The 23,924-nt window shown below is 52.2% G+C and carries 25 protein-coding genes and 1 riboswitch; of the genes, 2 read left to right on the top strand and 23 right to left on the bottom strand.

What is annotated here, in order from left to right; translation table 11 throughout:
• The first annotated feature begins 63 nt into the window (after positions 1-63).
• Positions 64-843: a GNAT family N-acetyltransferase gene (locus HP567_RS09335; protein WP_173608959.1), complete on the top strand. Its 780-nt coding sequence runs from the start codon at positions 64-66 to the stop codon at positions 841-843.
• A gap of 54 nt (positions 844-897) precedes the next feature.
• Here the strand turns inward: HP567_RS09335 and HP567_RS09330 are convergent, their stop codons facing one another.
• The 21 genes from HP567_RS09330 to HP567_RS09230 all read right to left on the bottom strand — a co-directional run bounded on the left by HP567_RS09330 (position 898) and on the right by HP567_RS09230 (position 20,193).
• Positions 898-1,533: a precorrin-2 dehydrogenase/sirohydrochlorin ferrochelatase family protein gene (locus HP567_RS09330; RefSeq protein ID WP_173608960.1), complete on the bottom strand. Its 636-nt coding sequence runs from the start codon at positions 1,531-1,533 to the stop codon at positions 898-900.
• Between the two features lie 25 nt (positions 1,534-1,558).
• The gene (gene cobA / locus HP567_RS09325) at positions 1,559-2,341 is read right to left on the bottom strand and encodes a uroporphyrinogen-III C-methyltransferase (RefSeq protein WP_173608961.1); all 783 of its coding nucleotides are present in this window, start codon (positions 2,339-2,341) and stop codon (positions 1,559-1,561) included.
• Entirely contained in the window at positions 2,338-3,378 is a 1,041-nt protein-coding gene (cobT, locus tag HP567_RS09320) for a nicotinate-nucleotide--dimethylbenzimidazole phosphoribosyltransferase (protein ID WP_173608962.1), read from the bottom strand. Before cobT ends, cobA begins: the two co-directional genes overlap by 4 nt.
• Positions 3,378-4,895, bottom strand: coding sequence for a cobyric acid synthase (locus tag HP567_RS09315; RefSeq protein ID WP_173608963.1), 1,518 nt, complete (start codon positions 4,893-4,895; stop codon positions 3,378-3,380). Before HP567_RS09315 ends, cobT begins: the two co-directional genes overlap by 1 nt.
• The gene (locus HP567_RS09310; RefSeq protein WP_173608964.1) at positions 4,888-6,264 is read right to left on the bottom strand and encodes a cobyrinate a,c-diamide synthase; all 1,377 of its coding nucleotides are present in this window, start codon (positions 6,262-6,264) and stop codon (positions 4,888-4,890) included. The genes HP567_RS09315 and HP567_RS09310 overlap by 8 nt, the downstream gene beginning before the upstream one ends.
• The gene (locus HP567_RS09305) at positions 6,261-7,406 is read right to left on the bottom strand and encodes a cobalt-precorrin 5A hydrolase (protein WP_173608965.1); all 1,146 of its coding nucleotides are present in this window, start codon (positions 7,404-7,406) and stop codon (positions 6,261-6,263) included. Before HP567_RS09305 ends, HP567_RS09310 begins: the two co-directional genes overlap by 4 nt.
• A complete protein-coding gene (cobM, locus tag HP567_RS09300) occupies positions 7,406-8,185 on the bottom strand; it encodes a precorrin-4 C(11)-methyltransferase (RefSeq protein ID WP_173608966.1) in 780 nt (259 codons plus the stop codon). The genes HP567_RS09305 and cobM overlap by 1 nt, the downstream gene beginning before the upstream one ends.
• Entirely contained in the window at positions 8,185-8,895 is a 711-nt protein-coding gene (cobI, locus tag HP567_RS09295) for a precorrin-2 C(20)-methyltransferase (protein WP_173608967.1), read from the bottom strand. Before cobI ends, cobM begins: the two co-directional genes overlap by 1 nt.
• On the bottom strand, positions 8,892-10,121 hold the full coding sequence (cbiE, locus tag HP567_RS09290; protein WP_173608968.1) for a precorrin-6y C5,15-methyltransferase (decarboxylating) subunit CbiE: 1,230 nt from the start codon (positions 10,119-10,121) through the stop codon (positions 8,892-8,894). The genes cobI and cbiE overlap by 4 nt, the downstream gene beginning before the upstream one ends.
• Positions 10,084-11,220 (bottom strand): cobalt-precorrin-5B (C(1))-methyltransferase, encoded by a 1,137-nt coding sequence (locus HP567_RS09285; protein WP_173609145.1) that lies wholly within the window; start codon positions 11,218-11,220, stop codon positions 10,084-10,086. The genes cbiE and HP567_RS09285 overlap by 38 nt, the downstream gene beginning before the upstream one ends.
• Positions 11,221-11,224: 4 nt before the next feature.
• Positions 11,225-11,875 (bottom strand): precorrin-8X methylmutase, encoded by a 651-nt coding sequence (locus tag HP567_RS09280; RefSeq protein WP_106655678.1) that lies wholly within the window; start codon positions 11,873-11,875, stop codon positions 11,225-11,227.
• Positions 11,876-11,877: 2 nt separating this feature from the next.
• Positions 11,878-12,651, bottom strand: a complete 774-nt coding sequence (gene cobK / locus HP567_RS09275) for a precorrin-6A reductase (RefSeq protein WP_173608969.1) — start codon at positions 12,649-12,651, stop codon at positions 11,878-11,880.
• 12 nt (positions 12,652-12,663) lie between these two features.
• Positions 12,664-13,614, bottom strand: coding sequence for a sirohydrochlorin chelatase (locus tag HP567_RS09270; RefSeq protein ID WP_173608970.1), 951 nt, complete (start codon positions 13,612-13,614; stop codon positions 12,664-12,666).
• Between the two features lie 35 nt (positions 13,615-13,649).
• Positions 13,650-15,407 (bottom strand): precorrin-3B C(17)-methyltransferase, encoded by a 1,758-nt coding sequence (gene cobJ / locus HP567_RS09265; protein ID WP_173608971.1) that lies wholly within the window; start codon positions 15,405-15,407, stop codon positions 13,650-13,652.
• A 27-nt stretch (positions 15,408-15,434) separates the two neighbouring features.
• Positions 15,435-16,385 carry an adenosylcobinamide-phosphate synthase CbiB gene (cbiB, locus tag HP567_RS09260; protein WP_173608972.1) on the bottom strand — a complete coding sequence of 317 codons (951 nt, stop codon included), beginning with the start codon at positions 16,383-16,385 and terminating at the stop codon, positions 15,435-15,437.
• A 26-nt stretch (positions 16,386-16,411) separates the two neighbouring features.
• The gene (locus HP567_RS09255) at positions 16,412-17,014 is read right to left on the bottom strand and encodes a histidine phosphatase family protein (protein WP_173608973.1); all 603 of its coding nucleotides are present in this window, start codon (positions 17,012-17,014) and stop codon (positions 16,412-16,414) included.
• Positions 17,011-17,751 (bottom strand): adenosylcobinamide-GDP ribazoletransferase, encoded by a 741-nt coding sequence (cobS, locus tag HP567_RS09250; protein WP_173608974.1) that lies wholly within the window; start codon positions 17,749-17,751, stop codon positions 17,011-17,013. Before cobS ends, HP567_RS09255 begins: the two co-directional genes overlap by 4 nt.
• Complete coding sequence (cobU, locus tag HP567_RS09245) at positions 17,748-18,287, bottom strand: bifunctional adenosylcobinamide kinase/adenosylcobinamide-phosphate guanylyltransferase (protein ID WP_173608975.1); 540 nt, start codon at positions 18,285-18,287, stop codon at positions 17,748-17,750. The genes cobS and cobU overlap by 4 nt, the downstream gene beginning before the upstream one ends.
• A complete protein-coding gene (gene cobD / locus HP567_RS09240) occupies positions 18,284-19,399 on the bottom strand; it encodes a threonine-phosphate decarboxylase CobD (protein ID WP_173608976.1) in 1,116 nt (371 codons plus the stop codon). Before cobD ends, cobU begins: the two co-directional genes overlap by 4 nt.
• The gene (cobO, locus tag HP567_RS09235) at positions 19,396-19,944 is read right to left on the bottom strand and encodes a cob(I)yrinic acid a,c-diamide adenosyltransferase (protein WP_017247397.1); all 549 of its coding nucleotides are present in this window, start codon (positions 19,942-19,944) and stop codon (positions 19,396-19,398) included. Before cobO ends, cobD begins: the two co-directional genes overlap by 4 nt.
• A 27-nt stretch (positions 19,945-19,971) precedes the next feature.
• The gene (locus HP567_RS09230; RefSeq protein WP_173608393.1) at positions 19,972-20,193 is read right to left on the bottom strand and encodes a hypothetical protein; all 222 of its coding nucleotides are present in this window, start codon (positions 20,191-20,193) and stop codon (positions 19,972-19,974) included.
• Positions 20,183-20,398: riboswitch (cobalamin riboswitch) on the bottom strand. It overlaps the preceding gene by 11 nt.
• Positions 20,399-20,579: 181 nt before the next feature.
• On the opposite strand from HP567_RS09230, the gene HP567_RS09225 reads away from it, so the two are divergent.
• A complete protein-coding gene (locus HP567_RS09225; protein WP_173608977.1) occupies positions 20,580-21,272 on the top strand; it encodes a M15 family metallopeptidase in 693 nt (230 codons plus the stop codon).
• A 100-nt stretch (positions 21,273-21,372) separates the two neighbouring features.
• Here HP567_RS09225 and HP567_RS09220 read toward each other — a convergent pair whose 3' ends face one another.
• Together HP567_RS09220 and HP567_RS09215 are read right to left on the bottom strand one after the other, a co-directional pair.
• The gene (locus HP567_RS09220; RefSeq protein WP_173608978.1) at positions 21,373-22,791 is read right to left on the bottom strand and encodes a homocitrate synthase/isopropylmalate synthase family protein; all 1,419 of its coding nucleotides are present in this window, start codon (positions 22,789-22,791) and stop codon (positions 21,373-21,375) included.
• 25 nt (positions 22,792-22,816) lie between these two features.
• The gene (locus HP567_RS09215) at positions 22,817-23,908 is read right to left on the bottom strand and encodes an alpha/beta hydrolase (protein WP_173608979.1); all 1,092 of its coding nucleotides are present in this window, start codon (positions 23,906-23,908) and stop codon (positions 22,817-22,819) included.
• Positions 23,909-23,924 lie beyond the last annotated feature (16 nt).

Genomic DNA, 23,924 nt, shown 5'->3' with positions numbered 1-23,924 from the left:
CTTACTCTGAGAAGACAAGTATTCAAACAACTATCACCATATCAGGAAATGGGGAATAAAGGAATGCTCACGAATATTTTTACTTTGCAGGAGCGCTATGCCCTTGCTTTTTCTACGCGAACGGAGCATCCACAAGTGCGCGTATATCGCGATGAATCGGTCCCGGACATGTATAGCCATAATTATACAGAACTGATGTCGGTTCCCACTCAAGACTGGATACAAGCTTACATCGAGCAAGAGCTACAACATGCCAAAGAGCAGCACCTCGGCCACTTGAAGCTGGAACTGCACCCGTCGCTACCTTTTTCAGAAGAGTTAGTGTCTTTTGCTTCCCAGCTTGGGTTTGAAGTAAATACGATGCTGTACATGCTTGCTCCACTGGATGTTGCCGATAAACTGGCGCCGAATCCACAATGCTCCGTTTTACGAGGGGATTCAACTGACATCATGGAAGCAGGCATACGCTGCCTTACTGCTTATGATTCCGTTATGATCAATCCTGATTTTGCTGTACGTAAAGCGAACCGGAAAAGAGAAATTTATAAAAAAGGCGAGATCATTCCGTATGTGTGCTTTGTCGATCAGGAGCCAGTCGGTGCATGTGAATGGCATCTTTACAACGAGCTTGTTCGTATGGAGGAATTTTTTATACTGGATGCCTGGCAACGTAGAGGGTTCGGCACGGAAATCATTCGGGTCATGATGCAGGACGCCAAAAAGCTCGGCGCCACCCATATGTACCTGACGACCTATGCAGATGATACGCCGCAGGAAATGTACAGAAAGCTCGGCTTTGAAGTGGTCGGGAGGCATTTGGAAATGATCTGGCGAAAGAAGTAGAAAAAAGCTCCCACCAAGTCGCTTAGTGGGAGCCATCCAATTTTTTGCGTTGATCTACTCTCTTGTCATGGTAAGCAGTGCTGCGGCCTCCCGATCTCTTCGGTCGGTTTCGCCATTTTTGGTCCACTGTAAAAAGCGGTCGTCCAAAAGCTCTGCCAAGATTGCCCGTTTATCCGCCTCGCTTGCCGCCAGCGAGAGTACTTGTCTTCTCATGCTGCCGAGAAAAAGCGTGTAGTCCTCGTATTCTGGTCCCACCCATTCTTCGAGCTGACGGCGCATTTTCTTTGCCAGACCCGGGTTGTTCCCACCCGTAGAGATAGCAATCTGCAGGTCTCCACGTACAACGACAGATGGAACGGTAAAGGAACAGAGGTCTGGGCGATCAACGATATTGATCCACTGATGCGGACGGCACGCTTCGTATACAGCCAGATTGACGGTGGGATCACTCGTCGCCGCGATGATGAGAACCACCTGCTCTACGTCCTGTGGGGTAAAGGGGCGCTGTGCTACCATCAGCTTCCTAGCATGTGCCCACTCGAGGATGGTTGCCGTACAGGAGGGACTCACAACGGTGACATCCGCACCAGCAGCAAGCAGACTGCCGATTTTCCGCTCGGCTACCTGCCCGCCACCGACCACTAGGCAACGCTTGTTTTGTAGATTGACCATCATGGCATAGTGCGTCATCAACGTTTCCCCCCTCGTTTTCCTATTATTGCACTTGCCCCATTCCAAGCGTAGCTTCAAACCAGTTGATTTTCTCACGCATCTTCACGACATCACCGACCAGAATGATAGCTGGATTCGTGATGTGACTGTTTTGGGCCAAACGTTCCTCAATATCAACCAGGGTACCCGTTACCACTGCTTGCTGCGGGAGTGTTCCCCAAGAGATGACAGAGACTGGCGTATGTGGATCGCGTCCGTGCTTGATTAATTGGGTGCGGATCAACGGCAGATTGGCTACTCCCATGTAAAAGGCAACCGTGTCGATACCATTTGCGAGAGCACTCCATTTTTCTACCGCCAGCTCCGGCTTGTCTTCGCGCAAATGTCCCGTCACGACAGCGAATGAAGAGCCGTGATCGCGGTGTGTCACCGGAATACCCGCGTACGCCGAGGCTGCAATTCCAGCTGTTACTCCCGGGACGATTTCAAAGGCAATTCCTCGCTCAGCCAAATGCTGCGCTTCTTCTCCGGCACGTCCAAACACACAAGGATCGCCCCCTTTTAGCCGTACGACGACTTTTCCTTCCAGCGCTTTTTCCGCTAACAGTTCGTTAATCGATTCCTGTCTCATCGTGTGATGATCCGGCAGCTTGCCGCAGTAGATGCGTTCTGCCGTCTGTGGCGCGTACTCCAGCAGGGCTGGATTTGCCAGACGATCATACACAACCACCTCTGCCTTTTGCAGGCATTCCATTCCTTTTACGGTAATCAGCTTTGGATCGCCAGGGCCAGCTCCTACGAGATAGACTTTCCCCGCGCCGCTCATCGGTCACTTACCCCTGCTGATGCAAATGTCGCCATCTCACGGACCATCCGTGTCGCCGCTTCCACGATTGGAAACGCCAATGTTGCTCCGCTTCCTTCGCCCAGTCGCAATTTCAGGCTGAGCAGTGGCTCCTTGCCTAATGCTTGCAGGACAAAATCATGCCCCGGCTCCTCAGAACGGTGACCCGCGATCAAGTAATCAGCAACGAGTGGCTCCATTCGAACAGCAAGCAAAGCCGCTACCGTAGCGATAAAGCCGTCCAGCAGCACAGGGACACGGCGAGAGGCTGCTCCCATGATCGCACCAGCCATTGCTCCGATTTCCAGTCCGCCGACTTTTGCCAAAACGTCCAACGGATTAGTTGCATCCGGGCGATGCAGGGCAAGTGCTTCACGAACAACTGCCTTTTTACGCTGCCAGCCCGCGTCATCCAGCCCTGTTCCTCGTCCGACGATTTGCTCAGGATCAGCTCCGGTTAATGCTGACAGGATCGCACTGCTGGCTGTCGTGTTGCCAATGCCCACTTCACCGACGATCAGGACTTTGGCGCCTTCCCCGATCATCGCTTCCGCCATCTCGAGGCCAACTGCGATGGAGCGCTGCGCTTCGTCTGCGGTCATTGCTGGTTCTTTCAGCATATTGCCCGAGCCTGCTCTGATTCGCTTGTTGTAAACACCCGGTGCTTCGATCTCGACCGCTACACCGACATCGACGATTTTTTGAATGGCTCCGATTTGTCTGGCAAAGACGTTGACTCCAGCTCCGCCATGAATCATATTCAGCACCATCTGCGCTGTCACTTCCTGCGGATAGGCAGAGACACCTTCCCGTGCCACACCGTGATCGGCCGCAAAAACAAGCACGCCCGGCGGGGTTACAACAGGCATCGTCTCACCTGTCATCCCAGCCAGCTCAATAGCCAATTGCTCCAGGCGTCCAAGGCTGCCAAGCGGCTTGGTCAACTGATCCACATGCTGTCTCGTTTGCTCACTTGCTTCCTGATTTCGTGGCTCAATCGCCGGATAAATGACTGCCATTATATTTGCACCTCTTTTTCTTGAAAAGCCTTCATGTACTCTTCGATCGTATCCAACCTCACATGGCGACGAACAGTATCCGCCAACAGATCGTACCCCTGCTCTCGTAGAGCGACAAAAGATGGGCGATCCGTAATGGGTGAGAGTCCTTTTTGCTCACGGATGGCATTCAGCAACAGCGTGCGGAAGTGGTCATTGTGGAACAGCCCATGAAAATACGTACCGATCAACTGCCGCTCCTCCTGACAATAGCCCTCCGTACGCCCCTCCATCTGGATAAAAGGAAAATCATTGCGCGAATAAGCGGATTGCCCCATGTGAATCTCGTAGCCTTCCACCGTCAGCTTTTCCTTCGCAAATACTGCTTCCCCACGGGACAAAACGGTCGTTTTCTTCTGCTCCATCGTCGTGATCATCGGGATGAGACCCAGCCCATCAAGCTGCTGCAACGGAGACTCGACCCCAGCCGGATCATGAATGGCTTCTCCCAGCATTTGATAGCCGCCGCACAAACCGACGATATACGTCTTCCCTTTATGATGAAGGTCTTTGACCGCCGCAGCAAGACCCGTCTCTCGTAAGAAATGCATATCCTCGATTGTATTCTTGCTGCCCGGCAGGACAATCAGGTCAGGTTCCCCCAGCTCTTCCAAACGTGTCACAAAGCGCATCCGGCAATCCGGCTCTACAAAAAACGGGTCCACGTCTGTAAAGTTGGAAATTCGCGGGTAGCGCAAAACCGCAATGTCAATCTCCCGCGGCGTCTCACGCTGACCTTGATAACGGTGCAAAATCAGCGAATCCTCTGCATCGATCCACAAGTCTGGAATAAATGGCACGACACCAAGAACAGGTTTGCCCGTATATTCTTCGAACCAGTCGAGTCCCGGCTGCAAAAGTGTCAAATCACCGCGAAAACGATTGATGATGACGCCGATCACGCGATCCCGGTCTTCGGGTTCAAGCAGTTGGAGAGTACCGACCAAGCTGGCAAACACACCCCCGCGCTCGATGTCTGCCACCAAAATGACGGGCGCGTTCGTGAGACGAGCGACTCGCATATTGACGAGCTCGCGGTCATTCAGATTGACCTCTGCCGGACTGCCAGCCCCTTCAATGACGATCCGCTCATAGGAGCTGGCGAGTCGTTGATACGCTTCCTCAATGATCCGCAAGCCCTCGTCATAAAATTCCGTTCGATAGGCAAAAGCTTTCATGTTGCCGTATGGCTCGCCGTTGACGACAATTTGCGATTCAGAATCTCGTGTCGGCTTGATCAAAATGGGGTTCATGTCAGTCGTCGCCAGAATTCCCGCTGCCTCTGCCTGAACGCCCTGCGCCCGCCCGATTTCTTTTCCATCCAGCGTCACGTAGGAATTCAGGGCCATATTTTGCGATTTGAACGGAGCTGTCTTGTAGCCATCTTGGGCAAAAATACGGCAAAGCGCTGTTGCAATCGCACTTTTTCCTGCATCCGAGCTGGTACCTTGCACCATCAACGGGAGGGATTTAGGCACGAGCGGCCACCTCCGCGCATCGGTTCAGCCAACGCTCAACCAGTTTGGGGTTGGAGCCGAAATGCAAGTGAGTATAGCCTGCGACCAGATTATCTTGGGCATAGCCCTCCGGCTTCGTACCGCGAAGCCCTTTCGTCTCATATGCTGCTGGCAGCTCTTGATCCGAAGCATACGTAGAGTAGTGAAATTCATGCCCTTTTGCCTGTTCTTCGGTACCGAGCAAGAAATTGCCTTCCTTGCCGCGCACTTCCCGATAGCCAAGCGCTGCGAGCTTTTTCTGCATGGTCACCTTGCCTGAGATGAGCCCCACCATTGGATAGCTGTCGCCATCGGTTGTGACGATCGCCTCTGTCAAAAACATGTAGCCGCCGCACTCAGCCAAGGTAGGCAAGCCTTTTGTGATCGCTGATCGGATCGATTGTTTCACCGCTTCATTTTGCGATAGCTCTGCTGCAAATTCCTCCGGGAAGCCTCCCCCGATGTACAAGCCATCTGCGTCCTCAGGCACTCCCTCACCGGCCAGTGGGGAAAAGAACGCGAGCTTCGCGCCATATGCTTCGAGCAGCTCCAAATTTTCCGGATAGTAAAAATGAAAAGCAGGGTCCTTCGCTACAGCAATGGTGACAGTGGCAGACGCTTCTCGCGGAGCAAACAACGTAGGTTTGGCTTGCAGCGGCTCTGCCTTTGCCAACTCCCAGATTTGCTCCAAATCGACTGTCTCCGCAATCAGATCAGCCAGCTTTTCAAACAAGGGAGTCAACTCTCCACGTTCGACAGATGGCACCAACCCGAGATGACGTTCCGGTATTTCCAGCTCGTTCTCCCGTTTCAGGTAGCCCACGACCGGAATCCCACACTCCTGCTCGATCGCTGCCTTCACGATTTTGTGATGCCCTTCACTGCCGACCTTGTTCGCGATGACACCGACGATTCTCGCCTGTGGATTAAGCAGTTGAAAGCCTTTGACAATCGCAGCCGCACTACGCGCCATGCTCTGACAATTGACCACCAGCAGAACCGGAGAGCCAGTCAGAATGCTGATTTCTGCGGTGCTGCCTTTATCGCTGGTCGCTTCCTTGCCATCGTACATGCCCATGACACCCTCGATAATCGAGATGTCTGCACCCTCGCTGCCGCGGACAAAAATCTCCTTCACGATCTCGTGCTCTAGCATAAAGCTGTCCAGATTGCGCGAAGCTCTGCCGGTCACAGCCGTATGATACGTAGGATCGATATAGTCAGGACCACACTTGAAGCCCTGAACGGTATGCCCTTTTCTTTTCAGAGCAGCCATCAGTCCGATGGTAACGGTTGTCTTGCCCGCTCCGCTGCCTGTTCCGGCAATCACAATACGGCGGCTGTCCGTCATGCGCGCTCCTCCTCGTGATAGGGAATCAATCCGACCGAAATGGTAGTGTTGCCCGACTTCTTCTTGGTCAAAACGAGTTCGCCCACGCCAGCGTACAGCTTCGCGGCAGGCTCACTCACTCCGTACGCTCCCGTGAACTTGAAGACGGTATCAGACGGATCGCTGATTTCGACCTTGTTTAATTCTTCAGGCGAATACCAGACGAACGGCCAGCCGTATTTTTCGCAAACGGCGATGAGACCCGCTTCATCCTTTTTCAGCTCGATGGTCACCAGTGCTTTTACACTTTTGATCGAAAATTGCAGTTCATCCAGCGTTTCCTTGATGACTGCTTCGATCTCCTCTGCGGAGGTTCCCCGGTTGCAGCCCATCCCGAGCACGATTACCTTCGGACGATAAAGGACGCCATTGTCCAAAATCGATTGTTCCTCCGGTGTGAGCAGGCGATGAGAAACGACTAGAGCAGCTTGCGGCTGATCGGCTTTGGCCTCAGCGATTGTCGCGTATTCCTTGATGGACGGTGGCATTGGGGTGTCATGCATCCACCAGTCGCGTTCACCGGATTCATTGATGACGGCTACACGCTCCTCGTTAACAACGGAAGCACTGACAGGAGTCAGCTTATCAGCGGAATCCCACTCCCAGCCAAAACGTCTACCGAATAGATCGACGGGAATGGTCTTTTGTACATCCGATGCTGTGGTGATAATCGGACGAGCACCCATGACTGCCGCTACCTCGCGAGCCAGCTCATTGGCACCGCCCAAATGGCCGGACAGCACACTGATGACATTCTCCCCACGGTCATCGACGACGACGACACCCGGGTCTTTCTTTTTGTCTTCGAGCAAAGGTGCGATCATCCGAATAACCGCACCCAGTGAAATAATGATGATCAAACCTTTATAAGCAGGCCAGAGAGCGGGAAACAGCATCCGCACACTGTTGGAAAACAGCTGGATGCCGCGCGCTTCCTCATCTCCGCGTTCGAACTTGCTCATGTAGTACAGGTCTGTCCCAGGAAATTTCTGTGCCAGATCTCGGGCCATCTCTACCCCGTGCTTCGTGATTGCGACAATGGCATAGTCTCCGCGCTGCTCGATAACAGGGATTTCTCCCTCGATCAGTTCGATGATCTTCATTATTCCTTCACACCTTTTCTGAACCCGTGTGTAAATGTTTTATCGTACAGCTTGGAACGGTATTGCTCGCTCTTGTCGTGGATGTTCGGGTCCAATGCCCAGCCAGCCAAAATCATCGCGTGCTTGCGAATGCCGTTTTTGCCCATGTCTTCGTCCAAATTTTTCAGCGTGGTGCGAACGATCAATTGATCCGGCCAGCTTGCACGTTGTACGACTGCTACTGGCGTATCCTCGCTCCAGCCTGCATCGACCAGCTCGCGGACTACTTTTTTCGTCAACGTCGCGCTAAGGTACAGAGCCAACGTGCAATGATGCTCAGCGAGCGCACGCAGCTTTTCTCTTTCAGGCACTGGTGTGCGACCCTCCGCACGGGTAAGGATGATCGTTTGTGTCAGATCAGGAATCGTCAACTCGGCTCCTACTGCTGCCGCTGCCGCAAATACAGAGCTCACACCTGGAACGATTTCTACCTCGATGCCTTTTTCTTTTAACAGGGCGATCTGTTCCATGATCGCGCCATAAATGGACGGATCACCTGTATGCAGACGTACAACTGTTTTTCCACTGCTAATCCGTTCTACCAATTGTTCTACCATTTCTTCCAGTGCCATCCCCGAGCTTTGCAGTACTTCTGCATTCGGATTGCCGAGCGCAACCAAATCCTCGTTCACGAGAGAGTCGGTATACATAATGACGTCTGCCTTTTGCAGCAGCTTTAAGCCTTTTACCGTAATCAATTCGGGGTCACCAGGACCCGCTCCCACTATGTACAGTTTCATTACTTTTTCACCACCATCAGTGTAAGATAGCTGAGCTCTGCCCGCTCCAGTTCACGCATATCGGTCCAAACCATTTCCTCGGAGGAAGTGACCTTGGTCGCTACTGCTGCCTTTTCAGCCAGCCCCATTTCTTTCAGCAAGCCAATGATCATTGGCAGTACTTTTGCTACCTTCAAGAATACGACGGTATCGTGGTTCTCCAGCGCTTTGCGCATGGCTTCCTTGTCTTCTATTGCCGGGATGATGCCGATCTGCTCGTCGCCATCCGCCAGCGGCAGATTGAAGCGGGACGCAGCTCCCAAAAACGAAGAGACGCCTGGTACGGTTACGATTGGCACTTCCGGGTGCTCCTCATGCATAACGCGCATCATGTGGATGAACGTGCTGTAAAACATCGGATCGCCTTCTGTTACAAAAGCGACGTCTTTGCCTTCAGACAGACGCTCCCAGACGATCTCTACCGTGTTGTTCCACTCGCGTTCCAAAATTTCTTTGTCCCGCGTCATCGGGAATACGAGTCCGAGCATTTCCTTGTCTGGAGACTGCACATACAGCTCAGCGATTTGATGCGCGTAGCTTTTGCTGCCCATCCGTTTTTTCGGGTACGCAACCACTGGTGATTGCTGTAATAGACGAAATGCCTTGACGGTAATCAATTCAGGGTCGCCGGGACCTACTCCCAGTCCGTACAATGTTCCGATCTTGGTCACTTGCTGTCTCCTCCTAGTTCTTCTGCCTGCTTGGCCCAGGCCGTAATGATGTAGATCGGATTCAATGCTTCAAAGCGCGTCAGGGACAAAATCGGCTTGCTGCGCGATAGCTGTGCCAGTGTCACCGATGTCTCGAATCCTTCCTGCGCGAATGCTTGTGTCGCTTCGTACAATGTCTCAATAGTCGCCGCGTTCACCACAATCCGGCCTTTCGGACGCAGTCGTGTGCAGCAGATATTCAACAGCTCTCGCAATTCTCCGCCACTGCCGCCAATAAATACGGCATCCGGGTCCGGGAACTCATCCAAGCCATGTGGGGCACGAGCGTTAATCACTGTCAAATCCGTGCGAAACTTCGCCATGTTCTGGCGGCAGTTTTCCAGATCATCCACGTTCTTCTCTACGCCGTACACTGCACCCTCACGCGCAATCCGTGCCGCTTCAATGGCGACAGAGCCTGTGCAGGTGCCGATGTCCCAGACGATACTTTTCGCATGCAATTGCAGCTGCGCGATGCTTAAAATGCGCACTTCTTTTTTCGTAATGAGTCCCTTGTCCGGCTTGCGCTGGGAAAACTCCTCGTCTGCAATTCCAAACGGCCATACCGGGCTTGGACGGCGTTTTTTCAAAATCACGACATTCAGATCAGAAAAGATACCATCTGCCATTTCCTCAAGGGAATACCAGCCTGTCCGCTCTTCCGCACTGCCCAGATTCTCCGCCACGAACGCATCGTACTCGGTCATCTGAAACGAAAGGAGGTACTTGGCGATCGCTGCTGGCGAGTTCTCCCGATCCGTCAACAGTGCGACCTTATCCTTCCCGTCTATCCGCTGTGCCAGACCTTTGATACTACGTCCGTGCACACTAGCCAATGTCGCATCCTGCCATGCTTCGCCCATTTTGGCAAAAGCGAGCTGGATGGAGCTGAGGTGCGGGTAGATCTCCACGTTCAGCTTTTTGGAAAGCAAGCCGCCAATCCCGTAAAAGAGCGGGTCGCCTGACGCCAGAATGACCGTCTTGCGCGTCTCGGTGCGTAGCTCTTCTACCATCGCGGTCAGTCCGCCCTTTAGTACACGCTTTTCCCCTGTATACTCCGGGAAAAAACTGAGGTGTCGCTCTCCTCCAACCAACAGTTCACTTTCTTCTATCCAAGTCCGGTACAACGGCAGCAGGCTCTGCTGTCCATCATCCCCGATTCCAATTACTTTCATCGCCTGTGTCATTGATCGTCACCCTTCCCAACAGGGACCCTTTCATTGTGATGATGATGGTTTCGACCTCGATGCCGCCGCCCACTTCTTTTAATGCAGCGCGACAGCAGTTTTCGCACATGATCTCGAAAAAGGCGGGCGTGTCCACCATCATATCGCCTACCTGCGAAGCGGTGTTGGCTCCCAAAATTTCGTCAATACGCTCCTGAGAAGCTCCTGCATCTGCCGCCATTTGGGCGAGGAAGCCGAAATCGACGGGTGCGCTTTTGGAATGAACCATCATGACGCCTTGCGCTACCTTGGAAAACTTGCCCATCATCCCGACCAAGGTCACTTTGCGCATACCCTTGTTTTTGCACTGCTTGAGAGAAAAGCCGACGAAATCGCCCATTTCTACGAATGCTTCTTCCGACAGCTCTGGATAAGTAGCGACCCCGTAGGATTCACTCTTTCCGCCCGTCGACAGCACAATATGATCGCAGCCGGCTTCCTTGGCGACGTTGACCGCTTGCGCCACACTCGCCTTGTAGGCAGAAGTGGAAAACGGCACCACGATTCCACGCGTCCCCAAAATGGAGATGCCGCCGAGTATGCCGAGTCGTCCATTCAATGTTTTTTTGGCGATTTCCTCGCCTGCAGGCACAGAGATGACGATTTTGATCCCGCGCTGGGTCCCGTACTCATCCAGCACTGCCTGCGCGGTTTCCCTGATCATTTTGCGCGGGACGGGATTGATCGCTGCCTCGCCAATCGGAACGGGCAACCCTGGTTTGGTCACCCGTCCCACGCCGAGTCCGCCATCCAAAATAATGCCAGGCTGATCCGACCATTCCACAGTAGAGAGGATAAGGGCACCGTGTGTCGCGTCCGGATCGTCTCCCCCGTCCTTGATCGTGCTTGCTGTCGCCCTCTCCAAGGAAAACTCACAGCTCTCCAACTGAAAGGTGACATCCTCGCCGATTGGCAGGCGAATCGTCGCTTGGCTCTGCTCTTCCTGAGTAATCAGCGCGATCAAAGCAGCCTTGGTCGTCGCCGTTGCACATGATCCAGTCGTATATCCGTGGCGGAGGGGTTTTGCCTCTTTTTCGTCCGTTGCTGCTTTGGCTGCCATCTGCTTAGCCCAACCGTTCCGCCATGATCGAAATGGCATTCAATGCTGCTACCGTTACTGGACTTCCACCTTTGCGTCCCATGTTCGTAATGAACGGGATATCGAGCTTCGCCAGCTCTTCCTTGGATTCTGCCGCAGATACGAAGCCAACTGGCATCCCGATGACCAGACCTGGCTTTGCTTCGCCTTCCTTCACCATGCGGATCAGCTCCAGGAGTGCAGTCGGTGCGTTTCCGATGCAAAAGATTCCGCCATCCGCTTCCTTGATCGCTTTGCGCATGGAAATGATCGCACGGGTCGTGTTCAGACGCTTCGCCTCTTCCATTACATCGCGGTCGGAGATGTACACCTTCACTTGTCCGCCGAATTTTTCAATGCGGTTTTTGCTGATGCCGACTTGCACCATCTGTACATCTGCTACGACGATTTTGCCGCTGCGGATCGCTTCGATTCCCGACTTTACTGCGTCCGGGTGGAAAACAAGGCTGCGTCCGAGGTCAAAGTCTGCGGATGCGTGGATGACACGTTGTACTACCGGATATTGTTCTTCTGTAAAAGAATGCTCGCCCAACTCATCTGTAATGATTTGAAAGCTCAAGTCCTCAATCTCTTGCGGTTGTACGGTCATCGGTTTAAATTCCGTTTTGAAATCCATGGTTAGTTTCCTCCAGTCACTTGTTTGAGTTCGCCCAGCACGCTGGCGTAATCCGAAAACTTCGTTCCATAATCGATCTTTGGACGACCGATGACGATGGTTTCGATGCCCATTTCCAGTGCCGCTTCCACCTTTTCATCAAAAGCGCCTACCTTGCCGCTCTCTTTGGTGATCATCAGCGTGACACCATAATGATCGTAGAGCGCTTTGTTCAGATCCTTGGAAAAAGGACCTTGCATCGCGACAATGTTTTTTTGCTCGACACCCAGCTCTTCGCATTTCTGCATATTGTCAAGACGCGGCAGCATGCGTGCTACCAAGGTCGTGTCAGGCAAGCCCAGAAGCCGATCCGTGAACGTTTTCAGCGTTTTGCTGCCCGTCGTCAGCATGATGACGCCCCGCTTTTCTGCCGCCAGCTCAGCCGCCTGGACGTAGTCTTCTACCACAATCAGCTTCTCACTGCCCGGTGAGGAGATGCTTTCCCGCTCGTAACGAATGTAGGGAACTCCTGCGCCCTGTGCTCCTGCCATGGCGTTTTTGGAGGCTTCCTCTGCGAAGGGATGACTCGCGTCGATCACGCATTGGACGGCTCTGTCTTGGATCAGCTGCTGAATATCGTCTGCAGTCAGTCGTCCGACCTGAACAGGCACGCCTGCCTCCTCCATACTTTTCGCAGCATTGTCCGTGACGACCGTCGTCAACAGCTCGTAGCCCTTGTCCTTGATTTGCAGAGCCAACTCGCGCGCGTCGCTCGTTCCAGCCAGTACCAGAATCATGCTGTCTCCCTCCTACTTGGTAACGTGGTCGTGCTTGTGCTTGTGATCGTGATCGTGGTCGTGGTCATGGTCGTGATCGTGGTCGTGATGATGATGGTGGTGGTGACCATGGTGATGATGATGTCCATGCTCGTCATCGTGGTGGTGATGGTGATGGTCGATGTGCTCCATCGCTGCGAGCCTGTACTGACAGGTATCACAGTTCAGCTTCACTTCACCGTGCAACGCTTCCTCCACACGATCCTTGAGCACTTCCTTCAACAACGGATGGAAGCCAAAATACTCGGCCATTTCGAACTGGGCTTCTGGATATTGCTCGCGGAACTTCTCCAGCTGGTCGCTCATCCGTTTGATCAACACACCCGTGAACAGGAAGTACGGCAAGAGAACGATGCGCTTCGCCCCCAGCTTCAAGCAACGCTCCACGCCCTCATCGTACAACGGATATGTCACGCCCATGAAGGCGGTCTCTACCCACTTGGCTTTATAGCGCTCCCAGAACAGTCGGGACATTTTGTAAATATCGCTATTGGCATCTGCATCGCTGCTACCGCGTCCGATTACAAGTACAGCCAGGTCATCGTGGTCTTCTCCGGAGGCAAAGCCTGCCTCTTCCATGCGAGCGGTCAAAATATTGATGACTTCGTCGTGAATGCCGATCGGGCGTCCATAGATGAATTGAACGTGTGGGTGCAGCTCCTTCGCCTCGTCGATGGCAGCAGGAATATGAATTTTTGCATGTCCGGCAGAGAACAGGATGATTGGAATCACCGCCACGCGGGTTGCACCCCGCGCCACGCAGGTATTCAAGCCTTGCAGCATGTCAGGACGGGCAAACTCCAGAAAGCACGTCTCGATTATCGGTACATCCAAATCCGGTGTTAGCGTCGCCACAAACTGGCGAATCTCTTCATTGCCTTCCGGGTCTTTGCTTCCATGACCTACAAATAATACTGCGTCCATTTTATGTCCCCCTCGTTTTTACATGTGTTCTTGCATTAATCTCCGCATGCAGCATTCTCGATTTCAGCTTTTGCTGGCTCGTACCATGCAAAGCCCTCCAGCTCACCTACACGTTGGAAAAACTTGTGGAACCGCTCATTCGGAAATGCTTCTTTTTTGAATCGGTTCACGATTCGCTCCACGAGTGGAACAATCTCTTCTTTTTCGATGCCTTCTGCTACCGGAATACCGGAGTGTGCATTGCGTCCTACCGTTTTGGCTCCCAGGAATAAATCGAACTTTCCTTTGCGGAATACGATTCCGATATCCTCTTGAACCGCGCCGTAGCACGCCATCCCGCAGCCGTTGAAGCCGATCTTCAGTTCCTTCGGCATTTCTTTTCCACCCAGCTTTTGATGCAGTTCGTCGGCATAAGGGATGCTGTCTTTTTTCTCGCCGTCGCAGAAATCACACGCCTTTACCTGCAAAACATCTCCAATCGGACTGAGAATCAACCCAAGCTCTCGCAAGCGGCTAGTAATGCTTTCAGGGTTGGCAGTCGGCACGCGCAAAATCATTTGGTGGTGTGGGGTGTATTCGATCTCGCCTTTTTCGCCAGCCACTTCGGCAATCGCCATCATTTGCAGCGGCGTGATTTTTTTGTTGGCAACGCCCGGACTTACCGCGCATTCGAAAATCATCTCCGGCGTAAAGGTAGATACCGGACGGTGGACTTGGCCTGCAGCTGGCTTGGTTTCAATACCTTTCGCCGCATTGATAGCCGTCAACGCCTCCATGGCCCATGCGAATGGAGCTTTTGGTGCGGCTTCTTCTGTTACAGGAGGCGCTTCCAGTACTGCCGTGCTTGTTGCTGCACGATTTGCTGGTTCTGTAGCCGTTACGCTGTCCTCGGTCACAGCTACTGGTCTTTCTTCCTTCGATGTTGCTGGTGCTGCCGGAGCTGACGCTAGGCTCTCCTCGGTGGCCTCGAGCGACCAAGGCTCATTTTCTACACGCAGACGCTGATGCGGCTTCAGTGGCTGCTCATCGGCAGACAGCGTATATTTGCGCTGATAACCGCGCGGCGTAATCATTTTGCCGTCGTATACAAACGTCGATGTATTTCCGATAATCACGGTGGTCAACATGCCGATATCATGCTCCAGCATTTGTGCCAGTGTCGTCACGACAACCGTTTCACGTTCGCGATAAGCACTTTTCACGATACCGACCGGCGTATCTGGTGAGCGGTACTGCAAAAGAATGCGTTGCGCTTCGACGATCTGGCGTGTGCGTCGTCCGCTGCGCGGGTTGTACAACGCGATCACAAAGTCAGCCATCCCTGCTGCGTCAATTCGTTTGGCAATCAGTTCCCACGGCGTCAAGTGATCGCTCAGACTGATCGTACATGCATCGTGCATGATAGGCGCACCGAGGATCGCTCCACAGGAATTGATCGCCGAGATGCCCGGTACGATTTCGATGGGTACGCCGGTAGCTTCTGTCCAGCCTTTTTCCACCAACACTTCGTATACGAGACCTGCCATCCCGTAAACTCCTGAGTCTCCACTGGAAATGACCGCTACCTTTTTGCCTTCCTCTTCCGCCTGACGCACGGCTTCTCGTGCACGCGCCACTTCTTCCGTCATCCCTGTGCTGACGATTTGCTGATTCGTCAAAAGTCCGCGGATCAAGTCTACGTAGGTGGAATAGCCGATAATGACATCGGACTCCTGCAGGGCTTCCCGCGCCCGCTTGGTGATATGCTCAAAACTTCCTGGACCAAACCCGATCACAAACAATTTGCCGCTCATAAGGCCCCTCCCCTTTTCGCTTCCTGTTTATAATAAAATCGATATCATCACGCTAACGAGCAGACATAAGAGCGAAACGAGATACATCAAACGAATCGTCGCGACAATGTCACTTGCCTGCAATGGTCGCTTCGCATCTCCCATTTTTGCCCGATTCGACGCAACGCCTTGGTAATAATTCAATCCCCCGAGCTGTACGCCTAGTGCGCCAGCGACTCCGGCTTCCGGCAAACCGCTGTTTGGACTCGGATGCAAATGCGCATCTCTTCTGATCATTGCCCAGCACTGTTTCCCATCCAATCGTTGCAGCCAGCTTGCGACGACGAGCAACAAAGCTGTCAAACGGGCGGGTATGTAGTTCAGTACATCGTCAAAGCGGGCAGATGCCCAGCCGAGATTCAGATACTTCTCGTTTTTATAGCCAACCATGGAGTCAAGGGTATTGGCGGCACGGTACGCCATTGCCAACGGCGCTCCCCCAATCGCTGCGTAAATTAGCGGAGAGACGATCGCATCGACGATGTTTTCCGCCACGGTTTCCACCGCTCCCCGACATACTTCCGGTTCATCTAGCCGCTCTGTATCACGTCCGACTACCATGGACAAGGAGCGTCTCGCCGCTTCCATATCCCCAGCCACAAGATGACGGGCAATCTCCATCCCGGCATCGGCCAAGCCTTTTATCGCGATCGTCGTGGAAATCAACCAGGCACCCAAGATCCAGGCAAGCACCGGATGGATGAACGTCGCTCCCCACAAAAGCAGCCAAACAACAGCGTAGCTGCCGCCAACGATCACGACCGGGAACAGGACTCCTGCCAGCTTCAAATGCGACTCCTCTTTGACCAGAGAACGTATGACCCGCTCCAATCGTGTAATCCACCAGCCCATGATGATCACTGGATGCGGCAGGCTCCGGGGGTCTCCTACCACCCGATCAATCAAGTAGGCCGCGCATAATATCCATACTTCTGTCATGTTGTCCCTCTCTTACTCTTCAGGGGTTATCGCATCCAATTCTGCCCTTCCGCATCCAAGCATTCCGTTACCAGAGCCTTACCATGCTTAAGGCCCTCGACCTGCCAATATCGGTCGGGATTGTTTTCGAGCCACGCGGCCTGGAACCAGCGGATTACGCCGCCATGTGTGACGATGACGACTGTATTGGATGCCTCCTCCTTGCCCACTCTCTCCAACAAAGAACGTAGCCAACGATCCACGCGCATCCCCAGCTCTTCCAGACTCTCCCCACGTGGAGGTCGATTTCGAAAAGGATCGTCGTACCATCTCGTTGCCCGCACAGGGTCCAACTGCATCAGCTCATCGTACGTCATCAGTTCCCACTCGCCAAAAGACAGCTCTCTCAAGGCTGGTTCCGAAATAACCGATAGCCCCACCATAGCTGCGAGCGGTTCGGCAGTCTGCCTGCATCTGAGCAGGTCACTCGAGTAAATCGCAGCGGGTCGTCCGATGAGCACTGATAATTCCTTGGCCAAATCACTCGCGTGCAGATGCCCGCGCTCATTTAAAGGAACGTCGCTATGTCCCAAATATCGATGCTCACGATTGCTGTCTGTCTCCCCGTGACGTATCCAAACCAGTTTCATAACCACCAGCTCCCGACTAACACCAGCAGAACGACCGCTTCACTGCTTTCGATAACAGCCCCGTAGCAGTCTCCGTTTAGTCCGCCCAGTTTTTTTGCAACCGAGCGTGAAAACAGTAGAGCGAACAACAGCGACAGGAAAATAGCTGTCATGACCTGCAAGCCCCCAAGATACCAACCTGCGGCAAACACGACGATGTAGCTCACGATGATAGCGGAAACGGAAAGCCCAGCACTGATGCCTTTTCCGATTCCTTTGTCCGCCGAAAGATATGGCCAGAGCTTGATCGACAAAAGCACATGTGTCCGCGCTGCCACTGGTGCTACGATCAAAAAGCTGCCCCATCCCGGATGTGCGAGCTCTGCGACTGCACCCGCCTTCATCAGCAAAAGCATAATCGCAGCAAGAACCCCCATTGCACCTACGCGGCTGTCCTTCATAATTGCAAGCACTTGCTCTCGCGGTCTACTACTGCCAAGACCGTCCGCGAGGTCCATCCACCCATCCATATGAAGACCACCAGTCACGTAGACCCATGCGACTAGCGTCAGAATAGCGGCGATCCACGGACTAAACAACACCAGTCCCGCTTGATGCACACCCCATAGCAGTAAACCGATGACGAGACCAACTGCGGGATACCAGTTGACGCTTCTTCTCCACGCCTCCTCGGAAGGACGAAGCCACGGAACCGGAATACGCGTAAAAAACGAGATCGCGTGTAAAAATGCATTCATCCTTTGATCCTCCACGGTATCCCTGACAAAACCGCGTAGACGGCGTCCGCTTGTCGCGCACTTCTCTGATTGACATCCCCCAGAACATCCGCGAACCATCTGCCCAAACGACTCAAGGCTACACCGCCCAATCCGACCTCGCTTGTGACAGCAATGACTTTTTGCGGGGAATTCTGAACGAGGGACAGCCATGCCTCCGCCTCTTGCAACAGGGCTTGCGTGTGTGAAGCACTTCTCCATTCCGCCTCATCCACGCTCATTAATCGATTACTCACCCAGGTGGACAGACAATCGATCAACACCACATCATACTGCTCACGAAATGCGTAGTAATCGGTTAAGCGCTCTCCTACCTCTACACAGCCCCATTCCAGCGGACGACGTGCTTGATGCAGCTCGATTCTCTGCTTCATTTCATCATCCCAAGCCTTGCCTGTCGCCACGTACAGGACTCGACTGCTCAGCTTCATTGCAAGCTCTTCCGCGTAGCGGCTTTTTCCTGAACGGACACCGCCTGTTACCAGCACCAAGCTCATCGCTGTTCACTTCCTTCCGCATGAGCTTCGCGAAGCGCTTCCATAAGTCGTTCATTTTCCTCTCGTCCACGCACTGCGATTCTCACATCATGTGCCGTCAAACCGGGATACATCGCACAGTTGCGGATCAGAACGCCTTTTTTGCCGAGCCGTGCCTGCAATTGTTCGGCTGACAATCCTTCTGGCGAGCGCAGTAGCAAAAAATTTGCCTCCGAAGGCCATACCTGCCAGCCCAACTCACTTCGGATGCTATCAGTTAAATACGCACGTTCTACTTTTATGAGCCTGCGCGTCTGTTCCTCGTATCCCTGCTCCTGCAAGCACAGTTCGCCTGCCAAAAGGGCCAGTGCATTCACGCTCCAGCTCACTTGCTTTTGGCGCATTTTCGCAATGACATCCGGGTGCGCAATCGCATAGCCCAGGCGCAATCCCGGGATCGCGTACATTTTCGTCATCGACCGCATCAAAATCACACGGGGAAAGTGGTCCAGCTGCGTCGCCAATGTATACTGCCGCTTTTCCTCTACAAAATCGAGGAAAGCCTCATCCACGATGAGCCACGTATTGGTCTCTTTCGTCCATTCCGCCATTTGGCGTAGCTCATCCGGCTGATACAGAATTCCTGTCGGATTGTTTGGTGACCCGACAAATACGAGATCACACTGCGTAAAAAGCGTGTACAGCTCGGCAGGATCGGGCTTGTACCCGTTCGCTTCCTTCCCGAAGCAGCCAATGACACGGGCTCCATACTGCTCGGAAAGTTGCGCGTATTCCGAAAAGCAAGGATATACTACTCCAACTGTTTGCGGCGAAAGACCGAGGATGGCCAGTGCCATCGCCTCCGCTGCACCATTGGCAGGCAGCAACCATTCCTCCGGCACTTGCAGCCGTCTCGCCAGTGCCCGACGAAACACACGATGTCCAGGGTCTGGGTAATGCGTAACAGCAGCCAACGAAGCCAGCAGCATCTCACGGACGCTCGCTGGCATCCCCAGCGGATTAATATTGGCACTGTAATCCAGAAACTGCCCGGGCTCTCGACCAAAGCGCTGCGCTGCGGTCAGCAAGTCTCCGCCATGACCATACGTCTCTATTACACCTGCGCTTGTCAAAATTCTACCCCCAGCACAGCTGGAATCCCTTCATCGTAGTAATGCTTGATTGGCTTCATCTCTGTCACCAAATCTGCGATGTCCAAAATCTCCTGCTTTGCTGCCCGTCCCGTAATCACGAGGTGGATATGACTTGGCCTGTTTTGAATCGCTTCCAACACATCGGACAATGGCAACACATCGTCAATCGGGAAGCGGTCAATCGCCAATGCATTATTCAGCTCATCCAGAATAACGACATCGTACGCTCCGGAAGAGAGCTTCTCGCTCGCAAACGCCCAAGCTTCTTTCAATGCCTGACGATGCTCCTCCGGTGTCTTCGTCCAGGTGAAGCCGACGCCCATTTGCACGATTTCAATGCCCAATTTATCGAAAATAATCTTTTCTCCGTATGTACGCTCTGGAGACTTGATGAATTGAACCATCAGCACCTTTTTCCCGCGCCCTGTTGCCCGCACAGCCAATCCGACTGCTGCCGTTGTTTTTCCTTTGCCGTCTCCTGTGTAAACGAGGGTCAAGCCCCGCTTCTTATCGTTTTTCTCCATCGTGACCACCTCAAAAAGTGACGTATTTTACTCCGCTGTTCCATCCATACTTTCCGAAGCAACAAAACGGTCATGACCGTTTTGTTGACCGCAAGCGGTCGCATCCACTTTTGTGAAAAACGTCGAGACGTTTTTCACAGAAAAAAAGCGCTCTGTTTCCCCAGTACGTAAGGAAAAACAAAGCGCGGATAGCTGAAAAGCAACAATCCTCACCTCTTCCTTTGACCCGAAGGAAATCAGTGTAAACATAAAACAGGCAGGTCTCCTGGCTTGAGGATCATCGCTTTTCTTCTCCTTCCCGCTCCCGGATGGGCAGTGGATGGCATGGTGCCTTGAAGAATAGCTACTCTCTTACAGTGGCGGGACCGCGTTGGCTTTTCACCAAACTTCCCTTTTAACCTTGCTCCTGCGAATCGGTTTCGCAAAAACAAGGACCTGTTTCTCTTCCATATGTAAATGTCATTCGTTTCGTTGACAAGCACTTGCTTTAATAATAGCAAAAGCTACCGAGGATTCAAGCAAAAGCTGCGATTCGTCGCAGGTGTCTATTGGCAGAAAAATAAGATAATCACCGTTTACTTACCTGAAAATTTTCGTTACCCTATTGGCAAAACAATCGAAAGTGGTGTGCAGTCATGCTATTTCCTCCGATTCCAAAAATACCCGACATGATTCTGCCCAGCCCACTGCCGATCAAGGAATGCGGCGAACCGATGATCCCCCTCTCTTCCTTTACGGAGAAAATCACGGTCTATCCAGCCTACTACCACGAGGGCTATGCCGGAACACAGCCAGAAGCTTTTTTGCGAGAAGGGGCAGCACGCAGGCTCGCCACGGCAGCCGCCCAACTGCCCGTAGGCTACAAACTCGTCGTGCTGGACGGCTGGCGCTCGTTCGAGGTACAGGCATCGTTGTATGAACGTTTTCGTGAAGCTTTGCTTTTACAAGGCTGGCAGGAAGGACCTGCACTCACGGAAGAATTGAGCAAATTCGTCGCATATCCAACAACAGACCTCTCCAAGCCGTCCCCTCACCTATCCGGTGGCGCAGTCGATCTGACTATCGCAGGACCTGATGGCTGGCTGGAGATGGGAACAGACTTCGATGATTTCAGTGACAGGGCTGATACTCGCCATTATGAAGAGCTCGTACAGCCTACCCCAAAAGACATCGAGATTCGCGACAATCGACGATTGCTCTATCATTTGATGACCGCTGCCGGATTCGTCAACTATCCGCAGGAGTGGTGGCATTTTGAGTATGGTACGCGCACTTGGGGACAAAAAACGCAGCAAGAGCCGATCTATGGCGGTGTCTTGTCGATGTAACCACAAATACTCAAGTATTCAGCCGATAAAGGCATGAGCCCGGTCGATACCGTACTCATGCCCAGATGGCCGCTCACTCCTCAATAAATTCCTGTACCTTTTAGGTCACTGGTATTTCAGAAGATGCTGCTGAAATCAAAAGGCTTTTGTTGTATTCAGGTGACAATACAATATTTGTATAAGTTCCGCGACCAGACACATAGTGATAGGAATGCTCGACCCCTGCTGGGATAAAAATAGCTGCTGGACTCTCAACAGTCTTCTCTTCATCACCGAGTTGAACATGACACACTAGCCCAGTGCCATCAGGTGCATCTCCCCAAAAGAGGAAGGCACTGTCACAATGATGCGCATGTCTGTCTACATGTTTTTCAGGAATACCGGACAAATCGCATAGTCCAAACATCCTTTGGATCACATAGAATGAGGCTCGCTCATCAACACGCGAATCCATCATAACCCAGCGTATCCCTGGACCGTCACGATGATACTGTAGCTCTGAAGCACCTTTGGGAAACGGCTTTCCTACCTGTAAGGAAACAGGTAGCTTTGGACTTCCTATTGGAGGCCGCTTTTCTTCGAGAAGCCGTGTTCTTCCAATTGTTTCGGGAGGAAATGGCTCATACGCTTTGGAATTTCTCTTTACGGCTTGGACATGGTAAGCCGATGTATGCGTAAAGGCATTTTGCCCGGTGATAGGGCGCAATTCGTCCGGCCTATACCCTGTCGTCAAACGTATCGCTTGTACAAGTTCGGGAATTCTATCCAAAGAATAGCGATGATCATTTCGCAGCTTTTGCAACGCAGCAGTAAGCTGGATCAAGTCAGTAATGCCTGCTCTTTCACCGATCCCTAAAATTGTCGTATCAATGACAGAAGCTCCTGCATCAATAGCCGCCAGCGCATTCGCTTGAGCAAAACCGAAATCATTATGAAGATGAACTTCAATTTCGCATCCAAGCTCCTCAATGGCACGAGTTACGATTCTTTTGCATGTATCAGGCTCCCATATCCCGACAGTATCTGCCAGACTAATCCGATCTGCGCCTGCCTGCAAAGCGATATGACCTAATCTGGCAATCTTCTCCCACTCTGTCCTTGAAGCGTCTTCAATCGTGAATCTAACCTTTAAGTCAAGCTTTTTTGCTTCGATAACAGCTTGTCTGACTTTCTCTTGTATGTCACTTTCCTGGTGATGGCTGAATTTTGTTTGGATAGACACATCATTAATAGAAACCCATATACCCACCCAGTCGGCTTTGGCCCGCTTTGCTGCATGTACTTCTTCAACAGTAGCTCTCGCATGCATTAATATTTGCGCTCGCCTTGCTGATTGCGCCACTTTTCGGCAGATTTCTTCATCCAGGGCAGAAATTCCAGGGTGGCCCACTTCTATGAGGTTTATTTGATAGCTTTCCAAGAGATGCAGTATGCGAATCTTGTCTTCGCATGTGAAGCGAACGCCTGCTTGCTGCTCTCCTTCTCGCAGTGTTGCATCCAAAATTTGAAACGGCTTCATATCCAGCACATCCTCACCGGTTTACTTACTTTTTCAGGAATTCGTCTGTTTCACGCAAGAGCTGATCACGATTTTTTTCATACAAAACCCAATGTGTGGCATCTTTGATAACCACTTCTTGTTTTGCCGATGCCTTGGTCAGCTTATGGAAGAGGGACTTATCGGCAAAAAAGTCCATATCTCCTCGAATGATTAACACTGGCGTCGTAATTTTCGCTGCATCAAAAATGGGTCTGTCCGTCCAGATATAGTACAGATCTACTAGCGGTCCCATTGGACGGCGGATGGATTGTTCAGATTGCTTGCTGCTGTTAGGATCAGCGTTGACGAAGACCTTGGATACAGCATTCATTGCCTCATCAGAAACCAGATCACGTTTATCTAGCATCATGTGCCAATGGTGCATGGCCTTGTCAAACTGGACAACCTGATACGCTGGTAATTGGGGATTAATTTCACCTGGCTTCCCTTTTGCTTCAAATGGAGTTGCCATCAAAGGCAAGGAAAAACCATGCATAACACCATAAAGCACGAGTTTTCCAATATCATCGGAATGTTCAGTCGCGTACATTCCTGCAACAACTCCACCCCATGACCATCCTACGATACTGATTTTATCCACTTGTCGGGTTTTCTTTATGTGCTGGACGACAGCCTCCAGATCTTTTACCGCCTCAGTAGCACGGACGACAGGAGCATTCTTTACAGGTGGTTGATCCATTTCAACTGGTCGGGTAGAATGCCCAAACCCTCGGAAGTCCATCGCCCAAGTGTCGTAGCCTTGCTTTGCATATTCCTCCATCCAGGAGAATCCCGGAACATCGAAAGCTTCGGCAGTAGGTACACTAAACGGTTCAAGAAACAACACAACCTCTTTGCTGGCGAACTTTTCCTTGTTTTTGGCACTCATATGCCTCACATATAAGGAGACGTCCTGATCGATGCTTGGCACTTTCAGTTCTTCCGTTACGATCTCACTGGTTGATTCCACCACTGATTGAGCTTGTGTTGTACTATTTTGATGGGGGGAATCAGGAGTTGAACACCCTTGAACAAGCAGCCCTAAAGATATGACTAGTATAAGAAAATGATTTTTCATTTGATGATTGAGATTCATAGTTTGGCACTTCTTT

Origin of the sequence: Brevibacillus sp. M2.1A, assembly GCF_013284355.2 — a bacterium.
In the GTDB taxonomy this organism is placed as follows: domain Bacteria; phylum Bacillota; class Bacilli; order Brevibacillales; family Brevibacillaceae; genus Brevibacillus.
This window is presented reverse-complemented; position numbering and strand designations above follow the sequence as displayed.